We start from the raw sequence: 13,747 nt of genomic DNA on the forward strand, positions 1-13,747 counted from the left end.
TCCTGGGGGAGATTCGGTCACAGGTCGGCCGCGACGGGGTTAGATCTGGCGTCAGTACGCGGCAAGGGATCAAGGCCGGATCCCTTGCGGCGCCTGGGGCCCCTCTTGATCCTGTCGGCTCAGCCGCTCGCCTCGCCGGTCGCGCTGTGCTTCGCCGCCGCTACGCACAGGTGCCGCCCTCGTTCTCAGGCTCAGCTCAGCCGCCGGCTTCTTTCGGTCGCGCTGAGCGTCGCCACCGCTGCGGGCAGGCGCCGCCCTCGTTCCTCGGGCGACCCCTACCCTCCGCTCAGGCTCAGCTCAGCCGCTCGCTCTGTTGGTCGCGCTGAGCCTCGCCACCGCTGCGGGCAGGTGCCGCCCTCGTTCCTCGGGCGACCCCTACCCTCCGCTCAGGCTCAGCTCAGCCGCTCGATGACCATGGCCATGCCCTGGCCGCCGCCCACGCACATGGTTTCGAGGCCGAACTGCTTGTCGTGGAACTGCAGGCTGTTGATCAGGGTGCCGGTGATGCGGGCACCGGTCATCCCGAACGGGTGACCGACGGCGATGGCCCCGCCGTTGACGTTCAGCTTGTCCAGCGGGATCTCCAGGTCCCGGTAGGACGGGATGACCTGCGCCGCGAAGGCCTCGTTGATCTCGAACAGGTCGATGTCGCCGACCGTCAGGCCGGCCCGCTTCAGGGCCTGCTTCGACGCCTCGACCGGGCCCAGGCCCATGATCTCGGGGGAGAGGCCGGTGACACCGGTGGAGACGATCCGGGCCAGCGGGGTCAGGCCCAGCTCGCGCGCCTTGGTGTCGCTCATGATGACCAGCGCCGCGGCGCCGTCGTTGAGCGGGCAGCAGTTGGCGGCGGTGACCAGGCCGTCGGGGCGGAAGACGGGCTTGAGGCCCGAGACGCCCTCCAGGGTCACGCCGGCGCGCGGGCCGTCGTCGGCGGAGACGACCGTGCCGTCCGGGGTGGTGACCGGGGTGATCTCCCGCTCCCAGAAGCCGTTCTTGATGGCGGCCTCGGCCAGGTTCTGCGAGCGGACGCCGAACTCGTCCATGTCCTGGCGGGTCACGCCCTTGAGGCGGGCCAGGTTCTCGGCGGTCTGCCCCATCGCGATGTACGCGTCGGGGACCAGGCCGTCCTCGCGCGGGTCGTGCCAGGACGCGCCCTCGCTCTGCGCGACGGCGGCCGTACGGGCCTCCGCGTCCGCGAAGAGCGGGTTGTGGGTGTCCGGCAGGCCGTCGGAGGACCCCTTCACGGACCGGGAGACCATCTCGACACCGGCCGAGATGAACACGTCGCCCTCGCCGGCCTTGATGGCGTGCAGGGCCATCCGGGAGGTCTGGAGAGAGGAGGAGCAGTACCGGGTGACCGTGAGGCCCGGCAGGTGGTCCATGCCCATCTGCACGGCGACGATACGGCCGAGGTTGTGGCCCTGCTCGCCGCCGGGGAGGCCGCAGCCGAGCATCAGGTCGTCGATCTGGCGCGGGTCCAGCTCGGGGACCTTGGCGAGCGCGGCCTGGATGATCGTCGCGGTCAGGTCGTCCGGGCGGACGTCCTTGAGGGACCCCTTGAAGGCGCGCCCGATGGGCGAGCGGGCGGTGGAAACGATGACGGCTTCGGGCATCGGGGCTCCAAGGGGGTGCGTCGTTGCGGGACCGCATGCGAAGTTACCGCCCCGTACGGTGGAATTCACCGGGCGGGGGGTGTGATGCCGGTCGCTCCCGCGGGGTTGGCGCCCCCGGGGCGTGGCCCGCACCGCCGACGGGCGCGGCACCGCTGCCGGGGCTCCGCCCCGGACGCTCCCCAGACTACGTCCGGATCCGGGGGAGGATCCGGGGCGGAGCCCAGGTCGGTGACGTGCGGTCAGGCCGGGCCGGAGGTGACCGGGGACGGGAGCTCCTCGGCCTGGACCCGGCGGCGGCGGCGGTGCTTGAGCAGGGCCCAGGGGCCGCGGGCCGCCGTGACCTCCGTGCCCGCCTGGCCGGCCGCGGCCGACGCCGCCTTGGCCACGAGCAGCATGTCCTCGTCCCGGGACACGTCCAGCCGGTCGGACTCAGGCCACAGCCCGAGCGCCGCGCACAGGGTCGGCAGCACGGCCATGGCGGCGGTCGCGTACCCCTCCGCCGAGGGGTGGTAGGAGTCCGGGCCGAACATCTCGCGCGGGTTCGCGGCGAACTCGGGGCCCAGCAGATCTCCCATGGAGACCGTACGGGCGCCCAGCGCCACCACCCCTATGGTCTGCGCGGCGGCCAGCTGGCGCGAGACCCGCCGGGCCACCCAGCGCAGCGGCTGGTACACCGGCTCGATCGTGCCCAGGTCCGGGCAGGTGCCGACGACGACCTCGGCCCCCGCGAGCCGCAGCCGCCGCACGGCCGAGGTCAGGCAGCGCACCGACTGGGTCGGCGGCATCCGCCGCGTCACGTCGTTCGCGCCGATCATGATCACGCACACGTCCGGGGCCTGCGCGCCCCCGCCGGCCGGCCCGTCGAGCAGCAGGCCCACCTGCCGGTCCAGGTCGTCCGACATGGCGCCCGACAGGGCCACGTTGCGCAGCTCGACGGGCCGCTCGGCGACCGCCGCCAGCCCGGAGGCCAGCAGGGCCGCCGGAGTCTGCCGGGCCCGCCGTACGCCCAGCCCCGCGGCCGTGGAGTCGCCCAGCATGGCCAGGCGCAGCGGCCCCGGCCCTTCCCTGTGCAGCACGTGTTCCGGCCCGCCGAACTCGCTCCCGTAGAGCCCGTCGGCGCGCGGCGGGTCCGGCAGCCCGGTGCCCACCGTCCGCTTGGCGAACTGCATCTCGGCCAGCACCAGTCCCACCGCGGCGACCCCGACCAGCCCGAGTCCGCCCCCGCCGTACGCTGCCCCCGCCGCGATCCGGCGGGCCGTTCTCGCCCTGGACACCCTTCAGGCCACCTCGCTTCCCTGGCTGCTCCTGTTGACCTTCCTGCCCCGTACGCACGGTCGGCCAATCCCTTTCCGCATACTCTGGCCCTGCCTCCCGGAGAACCCGTGGAGTCCCCTCCTTGGAGAACATGGTGCAATTCCACGACTCGATGATCAGCCTCGTCGGCAACACCCCGCTGGTGAAGCTCAACCGTGTGACCGAAGGCCTCCAGGCCACCGTCCTTGCGAAGGTCGAGTACTTCAATCCCGGCGGCTCCGTGAAGGACCGGATCGCCGTACGGATGATCGAGGCCGCCGAGCAGAGCGGAGCCCTCAAGCCCGGTGGCACCATCGTTGAGCCGACCAGCGGCAACACGGGTGTAGGACTCGCCATCGTGGCCCAGCAAAAGGGCTACAAGTGCATCTTCGTCTGCCCCGACAAGGTCTCCCTGGACAAGATCAACGTCCTGCGGGCCTACGGGGCCGAGGTCGTGGTCTGCCCGACCGCCGTCGACCCCGAGCACCCGGACTCGTACTACAACGTGTCCGACCGCCTCGTGCGCGAGACGCCGGGGGCCTGGAAGCCCGACCAGTACAGCAACCCGAACAACCCCCGTTCGCACTACGAGACCACCGGTCCCGAGCTGTGGGAGCAGACGGACGGGAAGATCACCCACTTCGTCGCGGGCGTCGGCACGGGCGGCACGATCTCCGGTACCGGCAACTACCTCAAGGAGGTCAGCGGCGGGAAGGTCAAGGTCATCGGCGCCGACCCCGAGGGCTCGGTCTACTCCGGCGGCTCGGGCCGTCCGTACCTCGTCGAGGGCGTCGGCGAGGACTTCTGGCCGACGGCGTACGACCCGAACGTGACCGACGAGATCATCGCGGTGTCCGACAAGGACTCCTTCCAGATGACCCGCCGGCTGGCGAAGGAAGAGGGTCTGCTGGTCGGCGGCTCCTGCGGCATGGCGGTCGTCGCCGCGCTGAAGGCGGCCGAGGGCCTCGGCCCCGACGACGTGGTCGTCGTCCTGCTGCCGGACAGCGGCCGCGGCTACCTCAGCAAGATCTTCAGCGACGAGTGGATGGCCGGACACGGCTTCCTCGAGGAGGCCGGGCCCTCCGCCCGCATCGGCGACGTGCTGAACGACAAGGAGGGCGGCATCCCCTCCCTCGTCCACATGCACCCCGAGGAGACGGTCGGCGAGGCCATCGAGGTGCTGCGCGAGTACGGCGTCTCCCAGATGCCGATCGTCAAGCCGGGCGCCGGCCACCCGGACGTGATGGCCGCCGAGGTCATCGGCTCCGTGGTGGAGAAGGAGCTCCTCGCCGCGCTGTTCGCGCAGCGGGCCTCGCTGAACGACCCGCTGGAGAAGCACATGAGCGCCCCGCTGCCGCAGGTGGGCTCCGGCGAGCCGGTGTCCGAACTGATGGCGGTGCTCGGCGAGGCGGACGCGGCGATCGTGCTGGTCGAGGGCAAGCCGACGGGCGTCGTCAGCCGCCAGGACCTGCTGGCGTTCCTGGCCAAGGCCGCCAAGTAGCCTGCGGCTCGCTTGAGGCGGGTACGGGACCCGGGCGAACCCGGGTCCCGGGCCTTCGGGTCCCCGGGCGGGTCCGGCGGCGGGAGGTCGCGCAAACGGTACGGGCCCGACACGTAGCGGCAGCACCGGCTTAACACGGCTCCGGCACAGTGGTGGTTGTCGGCAGGAGCGGGAACGCTCCGGCCGCACCACCGAACGGCGTTGCGCACTTCCGGAGCGGCTCCCGGACCGCGTGGACGCCACCGGACGCGGACGGCCCTGACCCGGCCCGTGTCCATCGCGGGGACCGCCGTCGTCCCGCCCCCGGGCAACCGGGGTGCGGCGGTCCCCGCGCACATCCTTTGCCCTGGGGCGGAGCCCGCAGCGGCGCCGCTCCCGGCCCTTATGCGACGCGCCGCCGCCGGAGGCGCTTGGCGTGGATGAAGTTCACGCCCAGGATGCCGCCCCAGGCGATCAGCAGGCCCGGCAGATGGGCTTGCGTCGCGGCGATGGCCGACAGCGGAATCGCCAGCACCAGCGTGATGATCGCGAAGCCGAAGCGTTCGCCGAAGTTCCCCTCCGCCGGATCGGGGCGGCGCTCCCCGCCGCCCCCGCGGGCCGCGGACAGGCGTTCCTCCGCGAGCCGCCGCCGGACTTGCGTTTCGACCTTCTCGACGAACGAGTCCACCAGCGCGGCCTCGTACTCCGGACCCAGCTCCCGCCGGGCGTCCAGGGTGGCGTCGAGTTCCTTCTTCAGCTCTCGGGCGTGCGCGTCCATGACCCCACCGTAGGAAGCGCCGCAGGGCCCCCGCACTGGGGCTAGCCCCGTATCGCCCCCCGGTCGCGGCTTGCCGTGCTGCATAACCACATGCAGAGTGCTCGGTGACTGAATATCTCACCGGGACGGAGGGGACGGGAATGAGCGACAGCCCGGCCGCGCGGCTGCAGAAGCTGTTCGAGGGGCACCGGCTGACGCCGACCCAGCGGCGGATCGCGCACTGCATGGTGCGCGGGGCGGCGGAGGTGCCCTTCCTGTCGAGCGTGGAACTCGCCGAGCTGGCCGGGGTGAGCCAGCCCTCGGTGACCCGGTTCGCGGTGGCGCTGGGCTTCGACGGGTATCCCGCCCTGCGCCGGCACCTGCGCGAGGTGGCCCCGGCCGAGCGGCCGGACACGGCGCACGAGGACGCGTACAACGAGTACCAGCAAGCCGTGCGGGGCGAGATCGAGAACCTGAGGCAGCTCGCGGAGATGCTCGCCGACCCCTCGCCCGTCCAGGAGGCGGGCCGGCTGCTGGCCGCCTCCACCCCGCTGCCGGTGCTCGGGCTGCGGGCGGCGTCCTCGCAGGCGCGCGGGTTCGCGTACTTCGCCGCCAAGGTGCACCCGGACGTACGCCTCCTCGACGAGGGCGGCTCGATGATGGAGGACCGGATCGACGCCGCCGTCGGCGCGGGGGCCTCGGCGCTGCTCTGCTTCGCGCTCCCGCGCCACCCCCGGGAGGTGGTGGACGCCCTGGAGCGCTCCCGGCGGGCCGGGCTGACCGTGGTGACGGTCGCCGATTCGGCCTTCGCGCCGGTGGCCCGCCACTCGGACCTGCTGATCCCGGCGCCGGTCGGCACCGGTCTTGCCTTCGACACGGCGTGTGCGCCGATGCTGCTGGGCCGGGTTTTGCTGGAGGCGATGGCGGACGCGCTGCCGGACGCCCAGGCACGGCTGGAGGCCTTCGACGCGCGGGCGGCCGCGCGCGGGCTGTTCGTGGAGTGAGCGGGCGCTGAGCCCGGTGGACGCGCGCGGTCACAGCCGTGGCGTCAGTGCGGTCGGGGGGTCGTCAGCCCGGCGAGCCGGGCCGCCAGGCGGTTCCGCGCGGCGGGGATGCGGGCGCCGAGGCCCAGCGCGGTGTTGCGCAGGCGGCGCAGGGCCGGGTTGCGGGTCGTGGCGACGCGGGTCATCCGGTCCGTGAAGGCCACCACGTTCAGGGCGACGGGCCGGCGGACGGCCTCGTAGGCGTCCAGGTCGCCGGTGGCGAGGGCGCGGCCGAGGGCGTACGCGTCCTGGATCCCGGTGTTCATGCCCTGGCCGCCGGCGGGGCTGTGCACGTGTGCGGCGTCACCGGCGAGCAGCAGCCGGCCCGCGCGGTAGCGGTCCGCGACCCGGTGGTGGACCCGGAACCGGGACGACCAGAAGAGTTCGGTGACGGCGGCCTGGCCGGGGGCGCGTTCGTCCAGCAGGCGCTGGACGTGGCCGAGGCCGGGCTCGGCGGGTGCCTGGGCCTGGGTGGCGACGATGCGGTAGCGGTCGCCGGGGAGCGGCCCGACCACCATCATGCCGGCGGGGCCGAAGGTCAGGGAGACCTCGTCGCGGCCCGGCTTCCAGTCCATGGCGACGTCGGCGAGGACGAAGGACTCCTCGTACGCGCTGCCGGAGAAGGCGATGCCCGCCGCCTCACGGACCGTGCTGTGCATGCCGTCGGCGCCCACGGCGCGGTCGGCGCGCAGGGTTTCGCCGGTGGCGGTGGTGAGGGTGACCCCGTCGGCGTCCTGGGTGATGCCGGTGACCTCGTACGGCCGGTGCACGTCCCCGCCGAGGGCGCGAAGGCGGGCCAGCAGGACGGCCTCGGTCTCGTACTGCGGGGTCATGAGGGCGTACGGATAGGCCGTGCGCAGGCCGTCGAAGGCGACCGTACCGAGCGCGCGGGCCCCTTCCCGGATCCGGAACCGGTCGACCGGGAGCCCGCGGCCGATCAGCTCCGCGGAGAGGGCGCGGGTCGGGTCCAGCGCGTCGAAGACCTCCAGCGTGCGGGCGTGCACGACGCCCGCACGGGAGGTCCTGGCGGTCTGCGCCTGCCGGTCGAGGAGGACGAACGGGATGCCGGCCTCGGCCAGGGTCACGGCGAGGGTCAGACCGGTGGGTCCGGCGCCGACGATCGCGACCTCGGTGCGGTCGGGGAGCGGGAGTGCGGCGGTGCGGGTCATGCGGAGCCTCCTCCGGCGGGCCAACGATTGTTGGCCAACGACTGTTGGCATCAGAGTGCGCCCCCTCTCGCTGGTATGTCAACGGTTGTTGGCCTACGATTGTTGGCATGACGGTACGACGCTCCTCCGACCACACCCGGGCCGCGATCCTGCATGCCGCGCGGGACCGCTTCGCCGCGCAGGGATACGAGCGCACCACCATTCGCGCGGTGGCCGCGGACGCGGAGATCGACCCCTCGATGGTCATGCGCTACTTCGGGAGCAAGGAGCGGCTCTTCGACGCCGCCCTGGCCGTAGACCTCCGCCTGCCGGACCTGGCCGCCCTGCCCGCCGCCGAGCTCCCCTCGGCGCTGGTACGGCACTTCGTTGCGCGGTGGGAGGGCGAGCCGGGCGACGACGCGCTGCTGGTGCTGCTGCGGTCGGCGGTGACGAACGACCGGGCGGCGGCCCGGATGCGGGACGTGTTCGCCACGCAGGTCGCGCCCGCGCTGGCGGCCGCGCTCGGCCCTGAGCGGGCCGCGCGGGTGGCGGGCCTGGTCTCTGCCCAGCTGCTGGGCCTGGCCCTGACCCGCTACCTGCTGCGCCTGCCCGCGGTGACCTCGCTGACCCCGGACGAGCTCGTCACGGGCCTGGCCCCGGCCCTGGCGGCCACCGTCTCGGCCCCCTGACGCCGAAGGATCGCCCGCAGGGGCTCGCGGCGGTTACAGCAGGGCGTCGCGGAAGTCGCCGCCTGCTTCCGCGACGATCGCGGACATGCTCTGCGCCGGCCGGGCAAGGCTGAAGCGGACCCCGGCCGGGGAGACGGCGAAGCCGTGCACCGCCGGGCGCGGCAGGCTGTTGTAGCCGTAGTGGGCGGTGAAGAAGTACGCGCCCGTGTCCGGCACGCCGATCAGGTCGCCAGGGGCGAGCCGCGGCAGCTCCCGGGCCGTCGCGAGCAGATCCCCCGCGAAGCAGGCCGGACCGGCGATGTCCTGGGCCACCGGGTCGCCGTCCTTGGGGGCGCCCTTCGCGTCGTACGGCAGGATCCGCAGCGGCCACGCCGCCGGGGCGTAGACCGTGCGGGTCGCCAGCTGGACCCCCGCGTGGGTGAGCGCGATCGGGCGGGACCCGGTGGTCTTGGTGTACTCGACGCGGGCCAGGACCAGCCCGTGCTTGGCCAGCAGGGACCGCCCGAACTCCGTGACCAGGCCGTACGAGCCGTCGAAGAGGCTGGGCACCGCCTCGCGCAGGGCGGACACGTACTCCGCGTACGTCGGCGCCGGGTCGTCCGAGGCGAAGTTCACCGGCAGGCCGCCGCCGATGTCGAGGGTGTCGACCTGGCGGCGCCCGGCCGCCGCGTTGATCTCCTCGGCCAGTGCGTGCAGTTCCCGTACGCCTTCGGCGATCAGCGGCAGCGGGACGCCCTGCGAGCCCGAGTGGATGTGCAGCCGGGTCAGCCGCGGCCGGTCCAGAAAGGCCCGTACCAGCCACTCCCGGGCGCCCGGGTCGCGCAGCGCGATCCCGAACTTGGAGGTCGCGGTGGCCGTGGACAGGGCGTCGATGGTGCCGGCCCCGGTCTGCGGGTTGATCCGTACGCCGACCGGGGACGCGGAGGGCGCCGCGGCGAGGAGCGCGTCGAGCCGCTCCAGCTCCTGCCGGCTGTCGGCGTTGACGGCGATGCCCAGGGCCAGGGCCTCGCGCAGTTCGGCCGCGGTCTTGGCGGGGGAGTCCAGGACGGTCCGCTCCGCCCCCACCCCGGCCGCCCGGGCCAGGGCCAGCTCGCCGGGGCCGGCCACCTCGCAGCCGAGCCCGGCGTCGGCCAGCAGCCGCAGCACCGGGACGAGCGGGGCGGCCTTGACCGCGAAGGCGTGCAGGACGGGCGTACCGGGCACCAGCACGGCCGCGAAGGCGGCGGCCAGGGCGGCGGCGGAGGCCCGGATCCCGGCCGTGTCCAGCAGGCAGACCAGGGGCTCGGAGTCCAGCAGCCCCTGTTCGACGGCGGCCCGTACGGCCAGATCGCGGCGCGCGGCGGCGCGTTCCGGGTCCATGTCGGCAGCCATGTCCGCCATCCCATCATCCGAAGGAGGCGGGCGCAGCTGTTGACTGAATCTATTCAGGAGGTCAGGATGTGAATGGATTGACCAACATCGGAGGAGGCACCGCCATGTCAGGACCCCGCCCCGTACGTGCCGCGCGCGGCACCGAGCTCAGCACCCTGGGATGGCAGCAGGAGGCCGCGCTGCGGATGCTCCAGAACAACCTCGACCCCGAGGTCGCCGAGCACCCCGACAAGCTCGTCGTCTACGGCGGAACCGGCAAGGCCGCGCGCGACTGGCGCTCGTACGACGCGATGGTCCGCACCCTCCAGACCCTCAAGCAGGACGAGACGATGCTCGTCCAGTCCGGCCGCCCGGTCGGCGTGATGCAGACCCACGAGTGGGCCCCGCGCGTCCTGCTCGCCAACTCCAACCTGGTCGGCGACTGGGCCAACTGGGAGGAGTTCCGGCGCCTGGAGCAGCTCGGCCTGACCATGTACGGGCAGATGACCGCCGGTTCGTGGATCTACATCGGCACCCAGGGCATCCTCCAGGGCACCTACGAGACCTTCGCGGCCGTCGCTGCCAAGAAGTTCGGGGGAACCCTCGCCGGCACCATCACCCTCACCGCCGGCCTCGGCGGCATGGGCGGCGCCCAGCCGCTCGCCGTGACGATGAACGACGGCGTCGCCCTCTGCATCGACGTCGACCCGCGCGCCATCGACCGCCGCATCGAGCACCGCTACCTGGACGTGAAGGCCGACAACCTGCGCCACGCCCTCCAGCTGGCCGTCGAGGCCCGCGACGCCCGCAAGCCGCTCTCCATCGGCCTGCTCGGCAACGCCGCCGACCTGCTCCCGCAGATGCTGGCCGAGGGCGCGCCCATCGACATCGTCACGGACCAGACCTCCGCGCACGACCCGCTCGCCTACCTGCCGACCGGCGTGGACTTCGACGACATGGCCTCCTACGCGGCCAAGGACCCGGCGGGCTTCACCACCCGGGCCCGCGAGTCGATGGCCCGCCACGTCGAGGCCATGGTCGGCTTCATGGACGCGGGCGCCGAGGTCTTCGACTACGGCAACTCCATCCGCGGCGAGGCCCAGCTGGCCGGCTACGACCGCGCCTTCGCCTTCCCCGGCTTCGTCCCCGCCTACATCCGGCCGCTGTTCTGCGAGGGCAAGGGCCCCTTCCGCTGGGCGGCGCTCTCGGGCGAGGCCTCGGACATCCACAAGACCGACAAGGCGATGCTCGACCTCTTCCCGGAGAACGAGTCCCTGCACCGCTGGATCAAGATGGCGGGCGAGCGCGTCCACTTCCAGGGCCTGCCCGCGCGCATCTGCTGGCTCGGCTACGGCGAGCGCGACAAGGCCGGCGAGCGCTTCAACGACATGGTCGCCTCCGGTGAGCTGGCCGCCCCGCTGGTCATCGGCCGCGACCACCTCGACTGCGGATCGGTGGCCTCCCCGTACCGCGAGACCGAGGCCATGCTCGACGGCTCCGACGCCATCGCCGACTGGCCGCTGCTCAACGCGATGGTCAACGTCGCCTCCGGCGCCTCCTGGGTCTCCCTGCACCACGGCGGCGGCGTCGGCATGGGCCGCTCCATCCACGCGGGCCAGGTCACGGTCGCCGACGGCACCCCGCTCGCCGGCGAGAAGATCCGCCGGGTCCTCACCAACGACCCGGGCATGGGCGTCATCCGGCACGTCGACGCCGGCTACGACATCGCCGAGTCCGTGGCGGACGAGCGCGGCGTCCGCGTCCCCATGCGCGAGGGCGACGAAGCGTGACGTTCCACGAGATGTGGGCCGAGCTCGCGCCCATCGGCCGCAACCCGGACTCCGGCGGGTACCGCCGGTACGCCTGGACCGGGGCCGACGCCGACTGCCGGACCTGGTTCCAGGAGCAGGCCGAGGCGCGCGGGCTGGCGTACGAGACCGACCGCAACGGCAACCAGTGGGCCTGGCTCGGCGACCCCCTCGCGGGGGACGCCGTGGTCACCGGCTCGCACCTGGACTCCGTCCCCGACGGCGGGGCCTTCGACGGCCCCCTCGGGGTGGTGTCCTCCTTCGCGGCCCTGGACGAACTCCGCAGGAGGGGCGCGGAGTTCGCCAGGCCACTTGCCATCACCAACTTCGGTGACGAGGAAGGGGCCCGCTTCGGCCTCGCCTGCGTCGGCTCGCGGCTCGCCGCCGGGCAGCTGACCAAGGAGAAGGCGTACGAACTCCGCGACGCCGACGGGATCTCCCTCCCGCAGGCCATGGAGACCGCCGGGTACGACCCGCAGGCCATCGGCGCCGACCCCGAACGGCTCGCCCGCATCGGCGCGTTCGTCGAACTGCACGTGGAACAGGGCAGGGCCCTCGACCTGTCCGGGGACCGCGTCGGGATCGCCTCCGCGATCTGGCCGCACGGCCGCTGGCGGTTCGACTTCCACGGCGAGGCCAACCACGCGGGCACCACCCGCCTGGCGGACCGCCGCGACCCGATGCTCACGTACGCGGCGACCGTGCTGGCCGCCCGCACCGAGGCGGCCCTCGCCGGGGCCGTCGCCACCTTCGGGAAGATCGCCGTCGAGCCCAACGGCGTCAACGCCATCCCCTCCCTCGTGCGCGGCTGGCTCGACTCCCGCGCCGCCGACCAGGCCACCCTCGACACGGTCGTCACCGCCATCGAGAAGGCCGCCCGCGAGCGCGCCGACCAGGACGGCATCGACCTCGCAATCGTCCGGGAGTCCTTCACCCCGGTCGTCGAGTTCGAGCACGCCCTGCGCGACGAGATGAACCGGATCCTGGGCGGGGCCGTCCCCGTCCTCGGCACCGGGGCGGGACACGACGCCGGCATCCTCTCGGCGGCCGTCCCGACCGCGATGCTGTTCGTACGGAACCCCACCGGCGTCTCCCACTCCCCGAAGGAGTTCGCCGCCGAGGACGACTGCGTCGCCGGAGTCCTCGCCCTCGCCGACGTACTGGAAGGTCTCGCATGCAGGTGAAGGGGCACGTGGTGACCGCGGAGAAGACGTACTGGCTGGAACACGCCTGGCTCGGCACCCATGTCGAGCCGGGCGTGGCCCTGGACGCAGCGGCGGACGGGCGGATCGCCGCCGTGCGGACCGGGGTCGAGACCCCGCCCCCGGGTGCGGAGATCCTGCGCGGCCTGACCCTCCCGGGCCTGGCCAACGCGCACAGCCACGCCTTCCACCGGGCCCTGCGCTCCACCGTGCAGGTCGGCTCGGGGACCTTCTGGACCTGGCGCGACGTCATGTACAAGGTCGCCCAGAACCTCACCCCCGACAGCTACTTCGCGCTCGCCCGGGCCGTCTACGCCGAGATGGCGCTGGCGGGCATCACGAACGTCGGCGAGTTCCACTACGTCCACCACGCCCCCGGCGGCGCCCCGTACGCCGACCCGAACGCGATGGGCGAGGCCCTGATCGAGGCCGCCGCCGCGGCCGGCATCCGGATCACCCTCCTGGACACCGCCTACCTCTCGGCGGGCTTCGGAGAGGCGCCCAGCCCGCACCAGCTGCGCTTCTCCGACGGCACCGCCGAGGCGTGGGCGGAGCGGGCGAGCGCACTGAAGCCCCGCGAGCACGCCCTGATCGGCGCGGCGATCCACTCGGTGCGCGCCGTCCCCACCGCCCAGCTGGCCACCGTCGCCGCCTGGGCGCAGGAGCGCCGGGCCCCGCTGCACGTCCACCTCTCGGAGCAGACCGCCGAGAACGACGCCTGCCAGGCCGCGCACGGCCGGACCCCGACGCAGCTCCTCGCCGACCACGGCGTGCTCGGCCCGCGCACCACCGGCGTCCACAACACGCACCTGACGGACGCGGACATCGCCCTCCTCGGCGGTACCACCACCGGCACGTGCATGTGCCCCACCACGGAGCGCGACCTCGCCGACGGCATCGGCCCGGCGACCCGCCTCCAGCAGGCGGGCAGCCCGCTCTCGCTGGGCAGTGACAGCCACGCGGTCATCGACCTGCTGGAGGAGGCCCGGGCCATGGAGCTGAACGAGCGGCTGCGCAGTCGTACGCGGGGGCACTGGACGGCGAACGCGCTGCTGTCGGCCGCGACTGCCGAGGGCCACGCCGCCCTCGGGCGTCCTGACGCGGGCCGCCTGGAGGCGGGGGCGCCGGCGGACTTCACCACGATCGCCCTGGACTCCGTCAGAACGGCCGGCGCGGTGCCGCGGCTGGGCGCCGAGACGGCGGTCTTCGCGGCCTCGGCCGCGGACGTCCGCCACACGGTGGTCGGCGGCCGCCACGTCGTCCGCGACGGCGCCCACACCGTCGTCCCGGACGTCCCGTCCGCCCTCGCTTCCGCCATCGCCGCCCTGCGCGCCTGACCGCAGCGCCGGGGTGGGGGAACACAG

Annotated in this window: 11 protein-coding genes; 6 read left to right on the forward strand and 5 right to left on the reverse strand. The window is 73.5% G+C overall.

Annotated elements, in window-relative coordinates:
• Positions 1-392 precede the first annotated feature (392 nt).
• Together ACIPUC_RS29070 and ACIPUC_RS29075 are read right to left on the reverse strand one after the other, a co-directional pair.
• Positions 393-1,613, reverse strand: a complete 1,221-nt coding sequence (locus ACIPUC_RS29070; protein ID WP_446593299.1) for an acetyl-CoA C-acetyltransferase — start codon at positions 1,611-1,613, stop codon at positions 393-395.
• A gap of 239 nt (positions 1,614-1,852) precedes the next feature.
• Positions 1,853-2,887: an SGNH/GDSL hydrolase family protein gene (locus ACIPUC_RS29075; RefSeq protein ID WP_446593300.1), complete on the reverse strand. Its 1,035-nt coding sequence runs from the start codon at positions 2,885-2,887 to the stop codon at positions 1,853-1,855.
• A 134-nt stretch (positions 2,888-3,021) separates the two neighbouring features.
• On the opposite strand from ACIPUC_RS29075, the gene ACIPUC_RS29080 reads away from it, so the two are divergent.
• The gene (locus ACIPUC_RS29080) at positions 3,022-4,407 is read left to right on the forward strand and encodes a cystathionine beta-synthase (RefSeq protein ID WP_446593399.1); all 1,386 of its coding nucleotides are present in this window, start codon (positions 3,022-3,024) and stop codon (positions 4,405-4,407) included.
• Positions 4,408-4,789: 382 nt separating this feature from the next.
• Here the strand turns inward: ACIPUC_RS29080 and ACIPUC_RS29085 are convergent, their stop codons facing one another.
• A complete protein-coding gene (locus ACIPUC_RS29085; RefSeq protein WP_446593301.1) occupies positions 4,790-5,164 on the reverse strand; it encodes a hypothetical protein in 375 nt (124 codons plus the stop codon).
• Positions 5,165-5,304: 140 nt separating this feature from the next.
• On the opposite strand from ACIPUC_RS29085, the gene ACIPUC_RS29090 reads away from it, so the two are divergent.
• Complete coding sequence (locus tag ACIPUC_RS29090) at positions 5,305-6,147, forward strand: MurR/RpiR family transcriptional regulator (protein WP_446593302.1); 843 nt, start codon at positions 5,305-5,307, stop codon at positions 6,145-6,147.
• Positions 6,148-6,191: 44 nt separating this feature from the next.
• On the opposite strand, the gene ACIPUC_RS29095 is transcribed toward ACIPUC_RS29090, so the two are convergent.
• The gene (locus tag ACIPUC_RS29095) at positions 6,192-7,355 is read right to left on the reverse strand and encodes an FAD-dependent oxidoreductase (RefSeq protein WP_446593304.1); all 1,164 of its coding nucleotides are present in this window, start codon (positions 7,353-7,355) and stop codon (positions 6,192-6,194) included.
• A gap of 107 nt (positions 7,356-7,462) precedes the next feature.
• Between ACIPUC_RS29095 and ACIPUC_RS29100 the strand changes: the two genes are divergently transcribed.
• Positions 7,463-8,023: a TetR/AcrR family transcriptional regulator gene (locus ACIPUC_RS29100; RefSeq protein WP_446593306.1), complete on the forward strand. Its 561-nt coding sequence runs from the start codon at positions 7,463-7,465 to the stop codon at positions 8,021-8,023.
• A gap of 33 nt (positions 8,024-8,056) precedes the next feature.
• On the opposite strand, the gene ACIPUC_RS29105 is transcribed toward ACIPUC_RS29100, so the two are convergent.
• Positions 8,057-9,394: a diaminopimelate decarboxylase gene (locus ACIPUC_RS29105; RefSeq protein WP_446593308.1), complete on the reverse strand. Its 1,338-nt coding sequence runs from the start codon at positions 9,392-9,394 to the stop codon at positions 8,057-8,059.
• A 104-nt stretch (positions 9,395-9,498) separates the two neighbouring features.
• On the opposite strand from ACIPUC_RS29105, the gene hutU reads away from it, so the two are divergent.
• Genes hutU through ACIPUC_RS29120 form a run of 3 tightly spaced genes read left to right on the forward strand, consistent with a single transcriptional unit; the run spans position 9,499 to position 13,720 of the window.
• Positions 9,499-11,163: a urocanate hydratase gene (hutU, locus tag ACIPUC_RS29110; protein WP_446593309.1), complete on the forward strand. Its 1,665-nt coding sequence runs from the start codon at positions 9,499-9,501 to the stop codon at positions 11,161-11,163.
• Between the two features lie 11 nt (positions 11,164-11,174).
• Positions 11,175-12,365: an allantoate amidohydrolase gene (locus ACIPUC_RS29115; protein ID WP_446593401.1), complete on the forward strand. Its 1,191-nt coding sequence runs from the start codon at positions 11,175-11,177 to the stop codon at positions 12,363-12,365.
• A complete protein-coding gene (locus ACIPUC_RS29120; protein WP_446593311.1) occupies positions 12,356-13,720 on the forward strand; it encodes a formimidoylglutamate deiminase in 1,365 nt (454 codons plus the stop codon). Before ACIPUC_RS29115 ends, ACIPUC_RS29120 begins: the two co-directional genes overlap by 10 nt.
• Positions 13,721-13,747: the final 27 nt, after the last annotated feature.

The organism is Streptomyces sp. LARHCF249 (genome assembly GCF_052871255.1).